The sequence below is a fragment of the Mucilaginibacter sp. genome (genome assembly GCF_039921305.1).
In the GTDB taxonomy this organism is placed as follows: Bacteria; Bacteroidota; Bacteroidia; order Sphingobacteriales; family Sphingobacteriaceae; genus Mucilaginibacter.
The window spans coordinates 22,768-41,784 of sequence record NZ_JBDSCA010000046.1 but is presented as its reverse complement, the minus strand read 5'-3'; the positions used below and the strand labels follow the sequence as shown (position 1 = coordinate 41,784).

Annotated in this window: 19 protein-coding genes; 11 read left to right on the top strand and 8 right to left on the bottom strand. The window is 41.5% G+C overall.

The features are described 5' to 3' along the window. Positions 1 to 14: 14 nt before the first annotated feature. The 4 genes from ABIN91_RS14265 to ABIN91_RS14250 all read right to left on the bottom strand — a co-directional run bounded on the left by ABIN91_RS14265 (position 15) and on the right by ABIN91_RS14250 (position 5,437). Complete coding sequence (locus tag ABIN91_RS14265) at positions 15 to 800, bottom strand: DUF4261 domain-containing protein (RefSeq protein ID WP_348051867.1); 786 nt, start codon at positions 798 to 800, stop codon at positions 15 to 17. A 63-nt stretch (positions 801 to 863) separates the two neighbouring features. Beyond that, positions 864 to 1,958 (bottom strand): alpha/beta hydrolase family protein, encoded by a 1,095-nt coding sequence (locus tag ABIN91_RS14260; RefSeq protein ID WP_348051865.1) that lies wholly within the window; start codon positions 1,956 to 1,958, stop codon positions 864 to 866. 4 nt (positions 1,959 to 1,962) lie between these two features. Then, a complete protein-coding gene (glgB, locus tag ABIN91_RS14255) occupies positions 1,963 to 3,990 on the bottom strand; it encodes a 1,4-alpha-glucan branching protein GlgB (RefSeq protein WP_348051863.1) in 2,028 nt (675 codons plus the stop codon). Positions 3,991 to 4,258: 268 nt separating this feature from the next. Next, on the bottom strand, positions 4,259 to 5,437 hold the full coding sequence (locus ABIN91_RS14250; protein ID WP_348051861.1) for a TlpA disulfide reductase family protein: 1,179 nt from the start codon (positions 5,435 to 5,437) through the stop codon (positions 4,259 to 4,261). 270 nt (positions 5,438 to 5,707) lie between these two features. Here ABIN91_RS14250 and ABIN91_RS14245 point away from each other — a divergent pair, with 270 nt between their 5' ends. From ABIN91_RS14245 to ABIN91_RS14220, 6 genes are all read left to right on the top strand, one after another. Then, entirely contained in the window at positions 5,708 to 6,232 is a 525-nt protein-coding gene (locus tag ABIN91_RS14245; RefSeq protein WP_348051860.1) for an STM3941 family protein, read from the top strand. Between the two features lie 148 nt (positions 6,233 to 6,380). After that, positions 6,381 to 6,512, top strand: a complete 132-nt coding sequence (locus ABIN91_RS14240; protein ID WP_348051858.1) for a hypothetical protein — start codon at positions 6,381 to 6,383, stop codon at positions 6,510 to 6,512. 173 nt (positions 6,513 to 6,685) lie between these two features. After that, positions 6,686 to 7,165 carry a sigma-70 family RNA polymerase sigma factor gene (locus ABIN91_RS14235; protein ID WP_348051857.1) on the top strand — a complete coding sequence of 160 codons (480 nt, stop codon included), beginning with the start codon at positions 6,686 to 6,688 and terminating at the stop codon, positions 7,163 to 7,165. Continuing rightward, positions 7,149 to 7,739 (top strand): hypothetical protein, encoded by a 591-nt coding sequence (locus ABIN91_RS14230; protein WP_348051855.1) that lies wholly within the window; start codon positions 7,149 to 7,151, stop codon positions 7,737 to 7,739. Before ABIN91_RS14235 ends, ABIN91_RS14230 begins: the two co-directional genes overlap by 17 nt. Then, complete coding sequence (locus ABIN91_RS14225; protein ID WP_348051854.1) at positions 7,729 to 7,926, top strand: hypothetical protein; 198 nt, start codon at positions 7,729 to 7,731, stop codon at positions 7,924 to 7,926. The genes ABIN91_RS14230 and ABIN91_RS14225 overlap by 11 nt, the downstream gene beginning before the upstream one ends. 102 nt (positions 7,927 to 8,028) lie before the next feature. Then, positions 8,029 to 8,487: a DUF4268 domain-containing protein gene (locus ABIN91_RS14220; protein WP_348051853.1), complete on the top strand. Its 459-nt coding sequence runs from the start codon at positions 8,029 to 8,031 to the stop codon at positions 8,485 to 8,487. 15 nt (positions 8,488 to 8,502) lie between these two features. Here ABIN91_RS14220 and ABIN91_RS14215 read toward each other — a convergent pair whose 3' ends face one another. Beyond that, a complete protein-coding gene (locus ABIN91_RS14215; protein ID WP_348051852.1) occupies positions 8,503 to 8,697 on the bottom strand; it encodes a hypothetical protein in 195 nt (64 codons plus the stop codon). A 185-nt stretch (positions 8,698 to 8,882) separates the two neighbouring features. On the opposite strand from ABIN91_RS14215, the gene ABIN91_RS14210 reads away from it, so the two are divergent. Next, complete coding sequence (locus ABIN91_RS14210) at positions 8,883 to 11,258, top strand: ATP-binding protein (protein WP_348051851.1); 2,376 nt, start codon at positions 8,883 to 8,885, stop codon at positions 11,256 to 11,258. An 866-nt stretch (positions 11,259 to 12,124) separates the two neighbouring features. Next, a complete protein-coding gene (locus ABIN91_RS14205) occupies positions 12,125 to 13,198 on the top strand; it encodes a hypothetical protein (protein ID WP_348051850.1) in 1,074 nt (357 codons plus the stop codon). 129 nt (positions 13,199 to 13,327) lie between these two features. On the opposite strand, the gene ABIN91_RS14200 is transcribed toward ABIN91_RS14205, so the two are convergent. The 3 genes from ABIN91_RS14200 to ABIN91_RS14190 form a co-directional block, all read right to left on the bottom strand. Further along, complete coding sequence (locus ABIN91_RS14200; RefSeq protein WP_348051849.1) at positions 13,328 to 14,371, bottom strand: NAD(P)-dependent alcohol dehydrogenase; 1,044 nt, start codon at positions 14,369 to 14,371, stop codon at positions 13,328 to 13,330. A 124-nt stretch (positions 14,372 to 14,495) separates the two neighbouring features. Further along, positions 14,496 to 15,824, bottom strand: a complete 1,329-nt coding sequence (locus ABIN91_RS14195; RefSeq protein ID WP_348051847.1) for an MFS transporter — start codon at positions 15,822 to 15,824, stop codon at positions 14,496 to 14,498. A gap of 224 nt (positions 15,825 to 16,048) precedes the next feature. Then, positions 16,049 to 16,372: a DUF6686 family protein gene (locus tag ABIN91_RS14190; protein WP_348051845.1), complete on the bottom strand. Its 324-nt coding sequence runs from the start codon at positions 16,370 to 16,372 to the stop codon at positions 16,049 to 16,051. A gap of 270 nt (positions 16,373 to 16,642) precedes the next feature. Here ABIN91_RS14190 and ABIN91_RS14185 point away from each other — a divergent pair, with 270 nt between their 5' ends. The 3 genes from ABIN91_RS14185 (at position 16,643) to ABIN91_RS14175 (ending at position 19,015) form a co-directional block, all read left to right on the top strand. Beyond that, entirely contained in the window at positions 16,643 to 17,692 is a 1,050-nt protein-coding gene (locus ABIN91_RS14185) for a DUF2235 domain-containing protein (protein ID WP_348051843.1), read from the top strand. Between the two features lie 201 nt (positions 17,693 to 17,893). After that, positions 17,894 to 18,787 (top strand): FAD:protein FMN transferase, encoded by an 894-nt coding sequence (locus tag ABIN91_RS14180; RefSeq protein ID WP_348051841.1) that lies wholly within the window; start codon positions 17,894 to 17,896, stop codon positions 18,785 to 18,787. Between the two features lie 9 nt (positions 18,788 to 18,796). After that, a complete protein-coding gene (locus ABIN91_RS14175) occupies positions 18,797 to 19,015 on the top strand; it encodes a DUF4266 domain-containing protein (RefSeq protein ID WP_348051839.1) in 219 nt (72 codons plus the stop codon). Positions 19,016 to 19,017: the final 2 nt, after the last annotated feature.

Genomic DNA, 19,017 nt, shown 5'->3' with positions numbered 1-19,017 from the left:
CTTTAGGGCCAGTATTACATCTTAAGTTTAAACGATTCACCCGTAACCTGTTCGCCTTTTGATAAGGTAATAGGGATTTTTTGTTCGGCTGTAAATCCAATTGTTTCACCGCTTTTTAATGTTATATCATTACTGATTATGTAAGATGTGATGTTTAACAGAAAATCATATAATTCTTCCAGACTCAGTTCCGAATCAATAATTTCAATTTCGTTTTTTTCGAAATCTTTTAACCCATAAGTGTAAGCATTGTTTCCGCTTGTTGGTTTTCTTAGCCCAATGTATATCCATAATGCTACTGGTATACTACCTCCAGCCTCTTCAATGGTGGCCAAGTATTGAGATCGTGGTATAAGTAACGATTGGCTGCCTTGGTATACTCCTATAGAACCAGATGTTATTAAAGTAGAATACAAAAGTTTGCTTAAAATTTTATATCTCTCCAACGGACTTTTCTTTCCAGCCATTATAGTTACAAATGCGTGGCCTGTATGTTCTCTTAGGTCGGTTAATGCGTTGGACCAATTGTAAGCATATTTTGCGGTTCCTTCAATATCATCCCAAGGGATCGGCACTGGCATATATGCTATTGCAACCGTTTCGCCATCTATCATAAAAGAAGTAGTTGTGTTATCACCTGCAACTTCCGTGACCTCCAATCCCCAATGAGACTTTAGATTTTCTATGATTTTATCAACCTGATAGCTATCGTTGTTATTGAAAATCGGCATAGAAAGCAAAAAATTGCTTTCGGTACTGCTTGTTTTGGGTTTCTTTTTTAAGAAATTAAATAGCCCCATGTTTTCTTCTTCTTGCAGTTATTTATAGATTAATTCTATGCTCACGTACTTCCCGACTATTTCCTACAACCACTTCTCAAACCAATCCAAAGTCATCCTCAAATGCTCCGGCGTTGTTCTATGCGGTAAGTTAGGCGTAACATCCATCTTCAACTTATTGGCACTAGCAGAACCATAAGCCACCTCCGCCGAAGCAAATGCGATCTTAGCTCCAGGTAACGGGCAATTCCCGTCCTTCTCGGTACTCAAAACCAGCAAAGGCCGCGGTGCCAAAAGGCGAATCATTGATGGACAATCAAACTCGCCCGTAATATCCGGTATCAGTTTATCCCAAACAGCTTTCACATTGCGTTGGTTCATCTCGGCATCGCCCAAATCCTTGGCAGCTTGTAAGTGTGCGCCCGTAATGGTATTGGCACGGCCTTGCCATTTGTTATTCTCTAAACTCCATTTAAAGCTTTGCGCCGATATGTCCAGCACTACAACCTTAATGCGGGTATCAACGGCGGCAGCCATCCAGGTTTCAATCCCACCCATCGAAATGCCGCCCATACCTATCCGGTTAGCCTGAACATCTGGCCGGGTAACTAAATAATCGGTAACACGCCAAAGGTCATAAGCTGTATCCCAAAAGAAGGGGTGATTTTGTTTACTTATATCTTTATTTTGCCAGGCCCTGGTAACAGCATCAACATATTCCTTTGAGCCGTGTGCGCCGCCAGCTATACGTTCGCCATGATAACGGGCATCAATAGCCACACCCATCATACCACGTTTAGTGAGCTGATAAAGTACATTTCTAATGCCGGCTTCATCTTTGCGCCCACCAGTCCCATGCAAAAATATCACCACGGGGAAAGATTTAACCTTAGCATGATTTGGCTTATAGATCAGCATCGGAACTTTCTCATTCTGCTCGCTATAAATAAAGCCATTTTCAATACTAACAGAATCGGCATTAATAGTTTCAAACTGAGCTTGAGCAGCAACCTTTGGCCTGTCCAATATCTTATGGAAATCAGCAGCTACTTTGGCAGGAGAGGGGTATTGTTCGGTTTGCGCAAATGTATTATAAGTAAACAGACAACAGAAAAAGGTCAAAATATAAAACCGGTTACTCAGCTTTACATCTTCCATCTTACTTCTCACATCTTCCATCAATCTAAACCCTTTTCAACACCACAGCCCCCAATGGCGGAGCCGTTATCACCACCGAATCCTTTTGCCACATCCATTCCTTTTCCTCTGTCTTTAGCTTTGCGGTATTGGTTAACCCTGTTCCCCAATAAAGGGTATCATCCGAGTTAAATATCTCTTTCCAAACCCCGCTGTGTGGAACGCCGATGCGGTAATCCAATCGGGTAACTGGGGTAAGGTTCAATATAATAATCAAATCGTCCTTGGCATTGTTCCCCTTACGGGTATAAACCAAAACCGAATCGGCAGCATTACCGCCATCTATCCAGGCAAAGCCGTCACTGCTAAAGTTCTTTTGGTACAAAGCAGGCTCATTACGGTATAAGTAGTTCAAAGCCTTTACTGCCTGCCTTGCACCTTCGTGTGGTGCATATTGTAACAAATGCCAGTCTAACGATTGCTGAAAGTTCCACTCAGCGCTTTGTCCAAATTCATCGCCCATAAACAACAACTTGGTACCGCTGCTGGTAAACATATAGCTATACAACAGGCGCAGGTTAGCAAATTGCTGCCACTCATCGCCCGGCATTTTACGCAGTATGGAGCCTTTGCCATAAACTACTTCATCATGCGAAAGTGGCATCATAAAGTTCTCGGTATAAGCGTAAACCGTACTAAAGGTGATTTGGTTATGATGATATTTCCTATTGATCGGGTCTTCCTTAAAATATTTCAGCGTATCGTTCATCCAGCCCATCATCCATTTCATACCAAAGCCCAAACCGTCTAAAAACGTAGGTCGGCTCACCCCGCTAAACGAGGTTGATTCTTCGGCAATCGTCTGTACATCCGGGAAATGGCTATATACAGCCTCGTTAAATTCCTTTAACAGCGATATCGCTTCCAGGTTAGTATTGCCACCAAAAACATTAGGCTCCCATTCGCCCGCTTTGCGCGAGTAATCCAGGTAAAGCATTGATGCCACCGCATCTACACGCAAACCATCAATATGGTAACGCTCTAACCAAAACAGCGCGTTGCTGATCAAAAAAGCCTTAACCTCGTTACGGCCGTAATTAAATATATACGATGTCCAGTCCGGATGATAACCCTTTCTTACATCTTCATGCTCGTATAAATGTGTACCATCAAAACGGTAAATGCCATGCACATCACCTGGGAAATGCGATGGTACCCAATCCAAAATAACCCCGATACCGGCCTTATGAAACTCTTCAACCAGATACATCAGATCCTGCGGACTACCATATCTGGATGAAGCCGCAAAAAATCCCATGATCTGGTATCCCCAGCTCGGGTAATAAGGGTGCTCCATCAGCGGCATAAACTCCACATGCGTAAAGCCCATCTCTTTAACGTAAGGCACCAGCTTATGCGCCATATCGCGATAACCTAAGAACTGGTCTGGCGAATCCACACCCCGCGCCCACGATCCGAAGTGAACCTCGTAAACCGACCATGGAGCATCCAGCGCATTGTGCGCCATCCGGGTGTTCATCCAGGCTTTATCGTCCCACTCGTAATAAGTATGTGTAACTATCGATGCCGTGCGCGGCGGTTCTTCCCAGCGTAAAGCAAAGGGGTCACTTTTTTCCAGGTCTTCACCGGTTGATGATTGGATGTAATATTTATACGTCTCCCCATCACCAATATTCGGAATAAAACCTTCCCAAACACCACTGCCATCCCAACGCACGTACAATTGATGCGAACCACGATTCCAGCCATTGAAATTACCAATAACCGAAATGTATTGCGCATTAGGCGCCCAAACCGCAAAGTAGGTACCCACCACCCCCTTGTGTGTTACCACATGCGAACCAAACTTTTCATAAAGCTTAAAGTGCTTCCCACTTTTAAACAGGCTGATATCAAACTCGGTCAGCAAGCTGTAAACCTCTACAGGTTTCAACTGCTCTGTTGATGTATCGGTTGCAACAAGTTTCGTTTTCTTAACAGCAGCCTTAATTTTAGGTTCTGCAGCTACCTTAACTTTGGACATAGGATTAGTAGGGTCGGTTTTTTTAGCCATGGTAATCGGGTGTATATTGTGCTAACACAATTCAGGTTGATTTGATTTTACTCATCAAAATATTTGCACAAGTTAGTGTATTATTTTGGAAACCCTATTTGCAATACCCCAATAAATAAACAGCTTATTCCCCGCGCGTAATTGTGGCTAATAGCATGGCAATTTTTGCAAAAGACATTCGATGATGTAATTTGGACCTGAACCATCCAACTACCTGATTCATAATTGCTTCGTTTATTGCAATGACAAGATATTTAGTTAAACGAAATTACTTTCCAGTTCCGGCAGGTGCTTTAGTGGCCTTTCCATCCAGTATAGAGCTTAATTTATCTGTAAGATCTTTACCCGATAGGTTTTTAGCGATAATAATACCATTAGGATCTAACAAATAGTTTTGCGGAATAGCACGAATCCCATATAAAGCCGCGGCTTCATTACCCCAAAATTTCAAATCAGTAACCTGTGTCCAAACCAAACCATCTTTTTCAATGGCCGCAAGCCATTTTTCACGACCGGTTGGCTGATCCAACGATACACCTAAAATAGTAAAGTTTTTATCCTTAAACTGGTTGTAAGCTTTCACCACATTGGGGTTTTCGTGGCGGCAAGGGCCACACCATGATGCCCAAAAATCAATAAGCAAATATTTACCACGGAAAGATTCTATCGAGATAGCTTTACCATCTTTATCATTTTGTGCAAACACAGGGGCTTTAGCGCCAATGGCAACCAATTTTAATTTAGGTATCATTTCGGCATAAGCCTTGCCTTGTTTTGATGCTTTTAACTCAGGGCTAAAAGTGTTGTAAAAAGGCTCCAAATCGCTGGCTTCGGGGTAATAACCACCATAATTTTGTAACGCATCTAAGCTAACCCAGCTTTTTGGGTGTGCTTTAATAAAAGCGCCTAAGGCTTTTTTCTTGTCGGCCTCAATAACCTTGTATTTGGCTTCGTATTGGGCTTCTAATTCTGGTGTTTGTTTTTCTTTGGGGACCGCGTTTTCTTCGGCTTCAAGCTTGTTATTCTGGTCGTCAAAAGGTTTGGTAGCAGCAATCATGGTGGCATTATCTTTATTAACCGCACCGCCAACAACACTGGCTTTGTAAACCGAATCTGTACCAGTTACAGTAATGGTACCGGCCTCAAGGTAGGCACTTATGCCATCGCGCTTGCGCGAGCGGCGCAGGGCGCCAAAGGTTTCGCCGTTGTGGGCCACAAGCAAGGTAGCTTTTACGGGCTGGGTAATTGTGCCTTTAAATTCAAAAGCGCTATTGGTTAATGCTACCGAATCTGTTTTGCTGTCGGTACCGTTGTTATATATTAAAAATGCTTTTTCTTGCCCTTTAGCACCGGTTATAGTGCCTTTGTAAGTAAAAGCGCCACCGGTTTGCGCAAATATGGCCACAGCTGGTAGTAGCATTAATACTGTTGATGTGATCTTTTTCATACTATTATTTTGTCTGGTGAGTAATTGTCAAACACTAAAGGTAATTGTTCAGCTTTTAATTAACTAATAGTACACAGTTATTTTACAAAGTTTTAACTTTTTTGAGTTTGATTTTTAACAGATAGTTAAAAAACAGCTGAATTATTATTGTTTTTATTTTTAAAAAAATATTTTCTTAATTTTATTATCCTTTAACAATTTATATTATATAAATCCTGAGGCTAATTAGTAAGGTTTATTGTTTGCACCATAGCATTAAAGGCTTGTAGTATGGCACATATTAACCACACAGAAATACAGTTAAAAAAAGCAAAACTTATACTTTTATTGCTAAGTGCCGTTATCTTTACAGCTATTGGGCTATGGTTTCTATTAATGCAAAACGACGTACAGATTTATAAAATATTGGGCGTTATAAGCATATTGTTTTTTGGCTTTGTAGCATCTGTAATAGCCCGGAAACTACAGGATGATACCCCTGGGTTAATTATAGATGATAGTGGGATAATGGATAACTCAAACGCCTTTGCTACAGGTTTAATTATATGGCGGGACATTAAAAGTGTTTTTGTGGTTGAAATAGGGCGTCAAAAATTTATTATGGTTGAAGTTTACAACCCCGAAGAATATATTGAGCGCCAGCATCATTACTTGCAAAAAAAGGCAATGCAATACAACCTTAAAACATACGGTTCGCCGGTAAGTATTACAGGTAATGGCCTTAAATGTACCTTTGATAATTTATATAAATTAATTAGAACAAACTTGGAAAACCAGGCTGAATATATTACGTAATAACAGAATGACACGAATTTTTTTGGCTGTATTTTACTATATCATAGCTATCGCAAGCGTGATTTTTTTTCAAAGACGATTTCAATCCGACGGAGGGCCGGGGCTTAATATCTATGCGTTTATTATTATTAGTTTATGCTCTTGTTACATGTTGTATAGCAGCCTGCGTAAATCGGTTTTGGATGACGATGAGTCGTACTGGCCTGTGTTTATTCACCTTGCCGGGATATGCCTGATCATTTACTTGATATTTTTTGACCAGGCGTTTATGGTCAAGTAATAAAGACAGGATGAGTATCATTATGTAGATAAAGAGACCCCTAAGTCTAAAGACGAACACGAGTGAATATACCAAACCCTCCATACGCATTCGCAAAAAAAATGTAACATTATAACTAGTGCCGTATCTAACCGGGCATAAATTATTAATAAAGCGAATTGCTCTGACATTACATGATGGATTTTGATGAAATATATGTCAAATACTCACCTCAAATATTTAGGGTGTGCATGGGCTATACCAATGATGTAGAGCTGGCGAAAGATCTGGTGCAGGAAACCTTTATTTCGGTATGGAAAAATTTATCCTCGTTCAGAAACCAGTCGCTTATCAGTACCTGGATATACCGCATTGCTACCAACAACTGTTTACGGGCCATTGAAAAATCAAAACGTGTTGTTACTACCGAGTTGCCACTTAATTTGGCAGAAGTAAAGGAAGAACATCCGGAAGAAAAACTTCACTTTTTATACAACTGCATAGCACAATTGGAAGAAACCGACAGGATCATCATCTCGCTGGTGCTGGAAGATGTGCCACAGGCAGAGATAGCCAGTATTGTGGGTTTAAGCCCTGCGAATGTACGGGTGAAGATTCACCGGATAAAAGAAAAATTAAGCATCAAATTTAAAGCATATGGAAAATTTGAATGATTTAAAAGCCATATGGCGCACAGCGGATACGGCTGGTTTGCCCACATCGGCAGAGGTGGTGCAATTAGGCAAAAGTTTTCGTGATAAAGTACTGCGCCGCAAAAAAATAATGATCGGGATATCATGCCTGTGTCTTTTGTTGATGCTAACGATAACGGTCTTTTTGCCAACAAAAATGATCACTACCCGCATTGGCGAGGCGATGCTGCTGCTGGGCACCGCTATACTGGCTTATAACAATATCCGCTCTATTAAGCGTTTTTATCATTTCGATAATTTTACTAACCGCGAGTTTTTGCAGTTTTTAGAACAAACCCGTAAAAACCAGGATTACTTTTATCACAACACGCAAGTATGGGTGCTATCGCTTTGTACGGTGGGCGTACTGCTTTACGAATATGAGTTTTTTAGCAAAAAACACAGTATCATGCTATGGGGCTATCCTCTTGTGGTGATATCCTTACTGGTCGACTGGTTTGTGATAAGGCCTTATAGCTATAAAAAAGGCGCGCGCAAATTGGCCGCTACCAAACAAAATCTTGAAAAAATATTAGAACAATTAGATGAAAAATAAACAATTTCCGAAACCCGCGCTGTATTGCCTGGTGCTGGGTTTATTGGTCATATCGGCAACGCAGGTATTGAGCCGGTATTTGAATATGCCCGATTTTGTACATGGCTGTTTAATGGGTTTGGGCTTAGGAGTAGAATGGTTTGCTTTTATATTGGTTGCACGGACTAAAAGAAAATCGTTGTATTAAGGTGCGCAGGTATTATACTTCGAATATCATGATAAGGAACCCCGACGCTTTATTTAAACCCTGATTCTTGATTCTCCCTTCCTGATTCTTACTTTTACCGCCGTGTATTCTAAAGACCAGGCATCGCAACTTAAACAACAATTTTGGACTGCCTTTGGGCAATATATATCGCCGCATCCATCTGCCGAAGGTTTAAAGGTGAATTGGGTTAATTATAAAACCGGCATTAAGCACCTGTATTTTAAAATGGAGGCGGATAAGCACCAGGCTACCATCGCCATAGAGATGACACATCCCGACAAGGAAATACAGGAATACATGTTCGATCAGTTTAAGGCTTACAAAGTGATGCTTCAAAGTATTTTGAACGAAGAGTGGAATTGGGTGCTGCACATGGATGATAACGGTAAAACCATAAGCCGTATCTATACTGAATTACCTGCCCTAAGCGTATTTAAGCAAGAAGACTGGCCACAACTCATTAGCTTTTTTAAACCACGCATAATAGCTTTGGATGAGTTTTGGAGCGATGCGCAATATGGGTTTGATTTATTCAGATAATAAAGTGAAAAGGCATCAAAAAAACTTATCCAGCGTTAGCCCATAAGTAAAATTCAAATTCTGGCTGTTGGTAATATTGAGTTTATTATAATTAAGTGATGTTGTTAAGCTTATCCATTTACGCAGTTTTAAACCAAGAGTAGTTGTTGAGCGGATGATATAATCGTTGCTGTCAGAAAAACTGCTTTGCAAAAAGTTATTGCTATCCAATGCTTACCGCTTTACGCTCGTGCGGCTAATAATTTTAAACAATCATATTTATTACGGATTAATTTTAATTTAATGCATAATACAATGCGTATTAAACGTAATAGTTTATCTTTATGGTCACGAAACACCTATGGAATTAGTGTAGTCCTCCCGTATACTGCAATTTTTCCCCTTATTGATTATTGATGAAAGGCAAAAACCTTTTTTACGCACTATTATTGTTGCTATTGTGCTGCATTACCTTTGTAAGTAGCGCACAGGTAAGCCCTTATACACCTTTGGCGCAAAGTGGTATTTTTGATCTGCGAAAGGAAAAATTTGACGAAGTTATACATCTTGACGGCCAATGGGAATTTTATTGGGCCCAATTGCTTGCCCCGCAAGATTCAAGTATCCATAAGCCTATATTGGTGAATTTTCCATTTAAATGGGATGGCGCCGTAATAGAGGGTAAAACCCTGCCAGCATTTGGCTACGCTACCTTTAAACTAAAAGTACTTTTACCCCATACCTATCAGCGGTTGCGTATAGCCATGCCCGATGTTTACAGTGCCTACCGTCTGTTTTTTAATGGGGGAGAAGTGGCAACAAACGGAGCGGTTAGCACAAGCCCAAAAGGGTTTGTCCCCTATTGGCAATATAATGGTATTGACATACCCGCCGGTACCGATACGCTGGATATTGTGCTCCAGGTAGCCAATTTTGTACACAGCAAGGGAGGCATCAGTAAACCGCTGGTGATTGGCCGCAAACAAATGATAGAAGTTAACCGCGAGCGCGCCGCCGCTTTTGATCTGTTGCTTACAGGTTGTTTGTTTATGGGTGGGCTTTTCTTTTTAGGATTATACATTTTTGGTAATCGCGATAATGCCATCCTGCTGTTTTCGTTATATTGTATTATTTACAGCTACCGGTTAATTGGGATAGATAATTATGTTTTGCACTCCATTATACCAGCTATAAATTGGTATATTACTGTACGGATAGAATATATGAGCCTGTTTTTGGGCATTGGTATATTTGGCCTGTACACCCGTTGTCTGTATCCGCAGGATATTAACAAATGGATATTGTATAGCGTAAGTTTTATTTGTTTTGGTTTTACGCTCATTGCCTTAATAGCGCCGCCCATAATTTTTACCCGGTTAATTAATCCATTTTTGTTGGTAATGGTGTTTTGTTTAGTTTACATACCTTTTGTATACTGGAAAGCCCATCAAAATAAACGCCCGGGTTCTATTTACGCGTTAGTGAGTTCGGTAGCGTTAATGGTTGTTTTTGGTATTTCGTTGTTCCATTACTGGGGATATATATCGCAATGGCAGGGGCCAAGCACTATTTGTTATGTATGCTTTTTCTTTTTGCAGTCGCTGGTATTATCGCACCGGGTATCGTTCGAACTAACCCATGCCCGCGAACAGGCCGAGCAGGGCCTACGTGCTAAGAGTGAGTTTTTAAGCACCATGAGCCACGAGATCCGCACGCCGCTGAACTCGGTTATCGGCATGAGCCATTTGCTGCTCAAGAATGATCCACGGCCTGATCAGGTGGAACAACTGGACGTAATGCTTTTCTCGGCAAACAACCTGCTCTCTATCGTGAACGATATTCTTGATTATAATAAGATAGAAGCCGGCAAAATTACCTTTGAGCATACCGAGATGGATATCATGTCCATAGCGCGCAACATTGTAACCGGACTTAAAAATTCGGCCGATGATAAGGGTATTGATCTGCGCCTTAATATTGCCGGTGGTTTAACAGGCAAACTACTGGGCGATCCTACCCGTGCTTTTCAGGTAATTACTAACTTGGTGCATAACGCCATCAAATTCACCAAGCAAGGTTATGTTGAGGTGGGCATCCTGGTAACATCCCAAACCGAAAAAACAATAACGCTTAACATACAAGTTAAAGATACCGGCATAGGCATATCCCGCGATAAGCAGCGGTTAATATTTGAGCGCTTTACCCAGGCCGATTCGTCAACCGTACGGGGTTTTGGTGGTACGGGTTTAGGTTTGGCTATATGCAAACGTATTTTAGAGTTGCAAGGCTCAAGTTTACAGGTGTTTAGTGAGCCAGGTAAAGGTTCATCGTTCTTTTTTACCCAAACTTTTGATAAGAGTATTAAAACCGAAGCACAACAGGCATTGGAAAGCAAGGCTCCCAAGCAAGATGATAAGCCCTTTACAGGAGTTTCTATTTTACTTGTTGAAGATAACCCCATGAATGTATTGGTTGCCCAAAAGTTTTTGCAACGTTGGGGCGCTACTATTGATGTTGCCGTAAACGGACTGGAAGCGCTTGATAAACTCGATGTACATAAACATCAACTGATATTAATGGACTTGCATATGCCCGTTATGGATGGCTATGAATCAACTACCCGCATGCGCCAAATGGGCGTGAGCATCCCGATAGTGGCCCTCACCGCAAACCTGCCCGCCGAAATTGAGGAACAAGCCAAAGAGGTTGGTATTGACGATATTATAGTAAAACCGTTTTTACCAGATGAGTTGTACCGCAAAATATTACATTTTATAAATGTAGAAGGGTAGGGTTAGCCCAAACGGCGAGATTATCCGGCAACCATAATAAAAGCTGCATCGTTATGGAAGTGATAAACATTTTTAATTGATTCCACAAAAAAAGGGAGGCTGTGCAGCCCCCCTCAAATTCTTCTTTACGCTATAGCGTAAAATTTAAGCTATCTTTTTTGGTGTGAACAAAGGGATCAAAATAGCGGCGATCAAAACGGCAACTTCTAATACAATTAACATGGGTTTGAGTTTTAGTGTTTTAAATAATTTTTTTTAGGATAACATATGTATCCTTCTGAATATACACCCGCTAATTGTATGCCGTAATTATAAAATTTTTATTGTCAGTGTTTTACATGTAAAAAACTCAAAAAAAGTTTTTATCACGATTTTGAAAACACAAAAAGTTTTTTGAAAATGTTGTTTTTTAGTAATGATTTTAAACCGGACATTAATAAATTTTAAATTAGTAAAATAGAATTTTATGTTTATCCCGAAAAGGTAAATTATGCATTGAAATAAATTGTTTCAGATGAGAATTTGGTTTAAACAGTATAAAAAAAGGAACGAATAATAGAAAATACGTTGGTTAGAGCGTGATTTTTCTTTATTTTTTGGAATTTGATCATCAAAACATTAATAATTAATGTTTTTTGTGCCGCGATAGCATTTGAAAATATTTTTCACGACAATTTGTCATTTACATGACAATTGCCTGGATTTGTAACTATTTGGCACACTTTGGTGTATGACATGGGGGTGACAGTTTGGCGAGTATTTTAAGCAGTCCTTTTATTTGCTTTTATTAATGTTATAAAATGTTAAAACTTTTATCACCTCGGTGGCTATCTGTAATTTTGCTCTATTCGTGATAAGCAATAAAAATGAGAATAGTTTTTAGATACTCGCTATGCGCCTTGTTAGTGCTGGTATACCTCAACGCATCGGCTCAAGCCAATAAAGATGCCGCTGCCGAAAAATGCAGGCAAGCCCTGGAGTTTGAAGATAACGGCGATTACAACGCCGCCCTTAAATTATTAGCCGATGCACAAAGGCTTGAACCTACCAACAGCAGTTATGTTTACGAAACCGCCTACGTTTGGTATCTGCAAAAAAAGTATCAAATGGTGATTGATGTGCTGGTAAAGCTTAAAGATAAAACCGATAGCTTTGATAGGATTTACCAGCTTTGGGGTAAATGTTATGATGTTTTAAACCAAAACGCGAAAGCGGTAGCCATTTATGAGGAGGGTTTAACGCGTTTTCCAAAATCGGGCTGTTTAAATTATGAAGCTGGATTGATATGGGCTGATAAACCCGATCTGAACACGGCTCTCAAATATTTTGAAAAAGGCATAGCCGGCGATCCGGCTTTTGCCGATAACTATTACTGGGCCGCCAAGGTATATTGTAACAGCAACGAGGCCATGTGGGGCATGATATACGGCGAACTGTTTATGAACCTTGAGCCTACCGGCGAACGCTGGCAAGAGATAAGCAAGCTGCTTTACGATACCTACAAAAACCAGATCACGTTTACAGCGCCCGGCAAGCCATACGTACAATCGTTTAGTAAAAGGCCTACTGTTATGGTTGATAAGGGGTTTAAAGCATCCTTCTCTACCGTGTACGAGCCTACTTTATACATAGCCGCCATCCCCGAATCGGCAATTGACCTTAATTCGTTAGACAGGATAAGGCAAAGCTTTTTAAAAACCTATTTCAATTGGCACTATAATACCAAATACCCAAACATACTATATAACTATCAGGATAAAATTGCTAAGGCAGACTGTATAGAGGCTTACAATCACTGGCTGTTGTCTGCCGGAGACGAGGCCGCTTTTAAAACCTGGAAGGCCCAAAATCCTGCAAAGTGGCAGGCATTTGCTACATGGTACAAGGCCAACCCACTAAAGCTGGATGAGGGTAATCAATTTTTTAGAGGACAGGAGTAGGGGAGTAAAAAGTCAGTCTACAGTTGTTGTGGCATAAATAAAAAACGCGTTATTGCCGCAATAGTTTGGCAATAACGCGTGATATGTCAATATATAGTTTTGCTAATTGATACTCATAACTTGCTACTATTAAAGCGTAGCCATATCAATTACAAACCTATAGCGTACATCACCTTTAAGCATACGCTCATATGCTGTACTAATATCTTTAATATCAATTAACTCAATATCGGATACGATGTTATTTTCGGCGCAAAAATCAAGCATCTCCTGAGTTTCGGCAATACCACCAATGGCAGATCCGGCTAAGCTTTTACGGCCTATCAATAAACCAAAGGCCGCTATTGGCGATGGCTCAGATGGTACGCCTACACAAATATGTGTGCCGTTGGTGCGCAGTAAACCTAAGTACGCGTTAATATCGTGTTCGGCAGATACGGTATCTAAAATAAAATCGAAAGTGCCGCGGGCGGCTTTCATTTGTTCAGGGTCGCTGGTTACCACAAAATGGTGGGCACCTAATTTTTTAGCATCTTCTTCTTTTGATGGCGATGTACTTAATACCGTAACATCGGCACCAAAAGCAACACCAAATTTAACGCCCATGTGGCCTAAGCCGCCTAAGCCCAAAACGGCTAATTTATGCCCCTTGCCAACTTTCCAGTGGCGCAGGGGTGAGTAGGTGGTTATGCCCGCGCAAAGTAAGGGCGCCACAGCGGCAGGGTCTAATTTATCCGATACGTGTAGCACAAAATCCTCGTTCACCACAATGTTGTTGGAGTAACCGCCGTAGGTTGGTGTTTTTTTATCCTGTTCTAAACCATTATAGGTTTGTGAGCTTCCGTTAAGGCAGTATTGTTCCAGGTCTTGCTTGCAGTTTTCGCACACGCGGCAACTGTCAACCATGCAGCCGGTTCCGGCAAGATCACCAACTTTAAACTTGGTAACGTGTGAGCCAACGGCCACTACGCGCCCAACAATTTCGTGGCCTGGAACCATCGGGAATATCCCCGGGAACCAATCGTTTTTTATTTGATGCAGATCGGAGTGGCAAACACCGCAAAACTGGATATCGAGCTGCACATCGTGCGGACCAACATCCCGGCGTTCAAAACTCCAGGGGGCCAGATCGGTAGTGGGGCTTTGAGCCGCATACGCTTTAGTAGTTATCATAGGTTAGTTTTTTGTATAGTAAAGATAACATGTAAAGGTTTGGAAAGGTAGTTTGGTTTGTTACGATGAAGTAAATTTTGGATGTTAATCGACAACCAAAAATTTACAAAACGAGATCATAAAACTAAACCACTGCCAGTTGCTCTTTCGCGGCTCGCCTCTCGGCAACCAGTAGAACGATCAACAAAAACAATCCCACCGCGAAAAAGCAATCGAGGGCCAGGGCGCTGTCACGCATTTCATGTGTGATATCTTCAACCTTGGCAAAGCAAAATAATCCCACTACGATGGATAGCTTTTCGGTAACATCGTAAAAACTGAAGAATGATGCTGTATCAGGAATGTTTTCTGGAAGATATTTTGAATAAGTGGAACGAGATAGCGATTGCACGCCGCCCATCACTAAACCCACTACAACGGCGGCTACGTAAAACTGTGTTTCGTTGGCTACAAAGTAAACGCAGCAGCAAATGGCCGTCCATACGGTAACTAAGCCTATTAACGTTCTGGTATTGCCATATCTGGCCGATGCTTTGGATGCGATAACCGCGCCCCCAACGGCCACCACCTGAATGATGAGGATAATGATGATCAAATGATCATCGGGCATGTGCAGTTCTTTGGCAGCAAAGTTGGCTGCAACCAGCATAATGGTTTGCACCCCTACGGAGTAAAAAAAGAAGGCCGATAAGAAGCGTTTCATCAAAGGCATTTTACGCACTTTGCCAAATACCTTGGCAAGCTCTTTAAAGCCACCTGTTAAAACATTATAATTATGTGAACCCGCGTTAGGCTGCCCTTTAGGCAATAGTTTAAAGGCGATAAAGCTAAAACCTATCCACCATACAAATACAATAACGAAAGAGATACGCGCGGGCAAATAATCAACCTCGGTAATGCCGAATAGTTTGGGTTGCAGTACCACCACAAAACATATCAATTGCACTACAATGCTACCCACGTAGCCATAAATAAACCCTTTGGCGCTTACTGCATCTTGCTGATCGGTGCTGGCAATTTGGGGCAGGTACGAATTATAAAATACAAAGCCCCCGCAATAACCAATGGATGCAAGTCCGAAGCAGATCATCGGCCCTTCCAATGGTGTTCCTTTATCAAAAAAGAACAATCCGGCGCAAGCCAAACTACCCAACCAGGTAAATAGTTGCAGGTATAGTTTTTTGTTGCCACGATAATCGGCTATTGAAGTTAATATCGGTAATAAGGCCACCACAATTAGGTAAGAGAGGCCAAGTATATAATTTGATAGAACGGTATTTACATATTGATGCCCAAAAAATGTAACTACATCGCTTTTACGCGGGTTATTTGTAGTAACAAAAACAAAATATGCGGGGAATATCGTTGAAGTGATCACCATATTATAAGCCTGATTGGCCCAATCAAACATGCACCAGGCCCAAATGGTTTTCTTGTTGTTTTTTTCGCTCATGAGGGTCTAAAAATAAGTAAAATTTCAACCGGTATTTGGTTTATGGCATCAATATCCTGCTCAATAGTGCGAAAAATATGTCAATTGTAGATTAATGCCATGTTGCATATTATACAATTTGCTCCATTATTAACATTTGAATTTTAAAATAATGTTATAATTAAAACTATTTTTAATAAAGAAACAGGGACCGATGGGTGCAATTTAAACAACGGCTGTTTTTATCATTCGCCTTCCATCAGCTCATACACATTCAACATATGTGTGGCTTCTTCTATGGCCTCGTTAAAATCGTGCCATTCTTGGGGTGTAAAGGTGAGGTTAATATCGCTGTTTGGCGTTCGCATTACCACACGGTCTAAGCCGTCCGGAAAGGGTAGTGTATATTCGTCAATATCCAGATCTTGTGTAAACACGCGGAATTTGGCAAATTGTGTTGGCGTAAAATTTAACACCAGGTTATTGTTCCAGATGAACAACCCCCGGCAATCGTGGCAACGGCTTACCACCGCCGCGCCCTTATGACTCAGTACCTTTGCATCACACATAAAATTGAGTTTTAATTAGTGCCCGCCTTACCCGCAGTATCTGTAATAGAGTAGCCGGTAGGTAAAGCAGGACTTATATTTTAAACAGCACCCAGGCACTGCATTTAATTTAGCATCTGTATATCCCGCTAAGGATAAAACAAAGTAAAACCTTATTTAGAATAATTCCAAATAAAAAATTAAGTTATTACTCTGTTGATTTAAATATGACAGGTATGAATGATATATAATATAAAATAACGATATTGGAGTAACCTTAACTATCACAAAATGAAGAGAATTGTTACCTGTAGCGATGGCACCTGGAATAAACCCGGTGTTGAAACAAAAGGGCAAATTGTGGCAACAAATGTTCAAAAACTATTTGCCACTGTATGTAAAGTAATGAGCCCCGCCGATGGCTCGGAACCCATTCACCAAATTAAATATTATGACGAAGGCGTTGGCGCCGAGGGTACAGCCTGGAGCAAGCTAATAGATGGAGCCACCGGAGCCGGTATTGATGATAATATTAAAGATATTTACAGATTTATTGTTTGGAACTATGAACCCGGCGACGAGCTGTTTTTGTTCGGCTTTAGCCGTGGCGCTTATACCGCCCGCAGTTTGGTGGGATTGATACGTAATTGCGGCATTTTGATAAACAATGATCTGACCCTGATCAACACGGCATACGATATTTACCGGGATAGGGACGACCCTAAAAAAAACCCTAATGGCGAAATATCTACAGCTTTTAGGGCAAAGCACAGTCACCCCGATACGTCTATCAAGTTTGTTGGGGTTTGGGACACCGTTGGGGCATTAGGCATACCTGTACGCGCCTTCCAGTTTTTAAATAAAAACCAGTATCAATTTCATGATACTACTTTGAGTAGCATTGTGGAAAATGCATACCAGGCCCTGGCGGTTGAAGAGGAGCGCAGTAATTTTCAACCAGCTTTATGGACGATAGACCCTACTAAGCCTTTACCAACGGGGCAAACCATGAAACAGGTATGGTTTAGCGGCGTACACTCCAATGTGGGCGGCGGTTATCCGGATCATGGCTTGAGCGACCTGACACTGAAATGGATGAGCGACCAGGCCCGTAGCTGTGGTTTAGGATTTGACGAACCGCAGTTGGCCAGCTATACCGCTACAGCGGATATTACAGGCGAGCTTTACAATTCGAACGGTTTTCCTTTTTCGTTATTAGCCGCCTATGTGCGCCCGGTAATGAAAACCACGGGAGCTAATGAGAGCATTGACCCAAGCGTATTTGAACGCATGCGTTTGGTATCTGGTTATGAGCCCAAAAACATTGACAAGCCATCCTGAATAATATAATTACACCCAAGGGTATTAAACGCCGGTTAACTATTTAGCCGGCGTTTACTTTTTACTTCATCTAATTTTCATAATTAAAACCTATACTTGTTGTAACACGTAAGTAAATGTGTTGAATGATTGACTCTTTCCCCCAATTAGAATCAAACTATGGTTGCCAGACAACTTATTTTTAAACGCGCGTGCAAGCTAATGGGTAACCATTTTGAGCTGAGTGTTGTTGGGCACCATAAGGCTTGGGCCGATGAGATGATAGATGCAGGCATCGGCGAGATCAGGCGGATCGAAAAACTGCTTACCACTTTTAGTGAGGATAGCGAAACCAACCTTATAAACCGCAATGCCGGTATTGCCCCGGTTGCCGTTAGTAGCGAAACTTTTAATTTAATTGAACGCTCCATTCGCATATCCGCGGTAACGCAGGGCGCTTTTGATATCAGCTACGGCTCAATGGATAAACGCCTATGGAACTTTGATCAACACATGACAGCCCTGCCCGATGCCGAAACGGCGCGTAAAATGGTGCGGCTTATCAACTACAAAAACATCATTCTGGATAGCGATAATTGTACCATTTTTTTACGCGAAACGGGTATGCGCATTGGTTTTGGTGGGATAGGCAAAGGCTACGCCGCCGAACGTGCCAAACAGGTGATGAAAGATTTAGGCGTTGAAAGCGGCGTTGTTAATGCATCCGGCGATTTAACTACCTGGGGTTTACAGCCCAATGGCGAGGAGTGGACACTGGGAATTGTTGACCCCCAATCTTCGGGCAAAGTATTCTCGTATATGAAATTAACGGGCCTGGCCGTAGCCACATCCGGCAATTACGAAAAGTTTGTGATGATTGATGGAAAAAAATATTCGCACACCATTAACCCCCGCACAGGTTTACCCGTAACGGGTATAAAGAGTGTTACCATTATTACCACCAACGCCGAAGTAGCCGATGCCATGGCCACACCGGTAACGGTAATGGGCATACACGCCGGGCTCGATCTGATAAACCAAATGAATAACATGGAGTGTATAATTATTGACGATAACGATAGGTTATACACATCGAACAACATAAACATTAAATAACCAATGCCCATGAAACAATTGTTTGGAGTAGTAACAGGGTTGATGCTGATGGGTGCTATAACAAGTTGCGCGCATTTAAAGGCATATCAAAAAAGCAGGCTCAACGATTCGGAAATGGCCCTGTCTAACCGTAAAGTGGAGAAGAACGAATTGAACTTTCAATCGTACCGTGAGGGGGCATCAGGTGCCAATGGCGGTAAAACAGGTGGTGGCTGTGGCTGCAATTAAAG

Bases quoted from the DNA above. Each gene is read 5' to 3' on its own strand.
- ABIN91_RS14195 (WP_348051847.1), bottom strand. From the start codon at position 15,824: ATGAGCGAAAAAAACAACAAGAAAACCATTTGGGCCTGGTGCATGTTT.
- ABIN91_RS14185 (WP_348051843.1), top strand. From the start codon at position 16,643: ATGAAGAGAATTGTTACCTGTAGCGATGGCACCTGGAATAAACCCGGT.
- ABIN91_RS14260 (WP_348051865.1), bottom strand. From the start codon at position 1,958: ATGGAAGATGTGAGAAGTAAGATGGAAGATGTAAAGCTGAGTAACCGG.
- ABIN91_RS14265 (WP_348051867.1), bottom strand. From the start codon at position 800: ATGGGGCTATTTAATTTCTTAAAAAAGAAACCCAAAACAAGCAGTACC.
- ABIN91_RS14190 (WP_348051845.1), bottom strand. From the start codon at position 16,372: ATGTGTGATGCAAAGGTACTGAGTCATAAGGGCGCGGCGGTGGTAAGC.
- glgB (WP_348051863.1), bottom strand. From the start codon at position 3,990: ATGGCTAAAAAAACCGACCCTACTAATCCTATGTCCAAAGTTAAGGTA.
- ABIN91_RS14250 (WP_348051861.1), bottom strand. From the start codon at position 5,437: ATGAAAAAGATCACATCAACAGTATTAATGCTACTACCAGCTGTGGCC.
- ABIN91_RS14210 (WP_348051851.1), top strand. From the start codon at position 8,883: ATGAAAGGCAAAAACCTTTTTTACGCACTATTATTGTTGCTATTGTGC.
- ABIN91_RS14180 (WP_348051841.1), top strand. From the start codon at position 17,894: ATGGGTAACCATTTTGAGCTGAGTGTTGTTGGGCACCATAAGGCTTGG.
- ABIN91_RS14245 (WP_348051860.1), top strand. From the start codon at position 5,708: ATGGCACATATTAACCACACAGAAATACAGTTAAAAAAAGCAAAACTT.
- ABIN91_RS14235 (WP_348051857.1), top strand. From the start codon at position 6,686: ATGATGGATTTTGATGAAATATATGTCAAATACTCACCTCAAATATTT.
- ABIN91_RS14240 (WP_348051858.1), top strand. From the start codon at position 6,381: ATGTTGTATAGCAGCCTGCGTAAATCGGTTTTGGATGACGATGAGTCG.
- ABIN91_RS14230 (WP_348051855.1), top strand. From the start codon at position 7,149: ATGGAAAATTTGAATGATTTAAAAGCCATATGGCGCACAGCGGATACG.
- ABIN91_RS14175 (WP_348051839.1), top strand. From the start codon at position 18,797: ATGAAACAATTGTTTGGAGTAGTAACAGGGTTGATGCTGATGGGTGCT.
- ABIN91_RS14200 (WP_348051849.1), bottom strand. From the start codon at position 14,371: ATGATAACTACTAAAGCGTATGCGGCTCAAAGCCCCACTACCGATCTG.
- ABIN91_RS14225 (WP_348051854.1), top strand. From the start codon at position 7,729: ATGAAAAATAAACAATTTCCGAAACCCGCGCTGTATTGCCTGGTGCTG.
- ABIN91_RS14205 (WP_348051850.1), top strand. From the start codon at position 12,125: ATGAGAATAGTTTTTAGATACTCGCTATGCGCCTTGTTAGTGCTGGTA.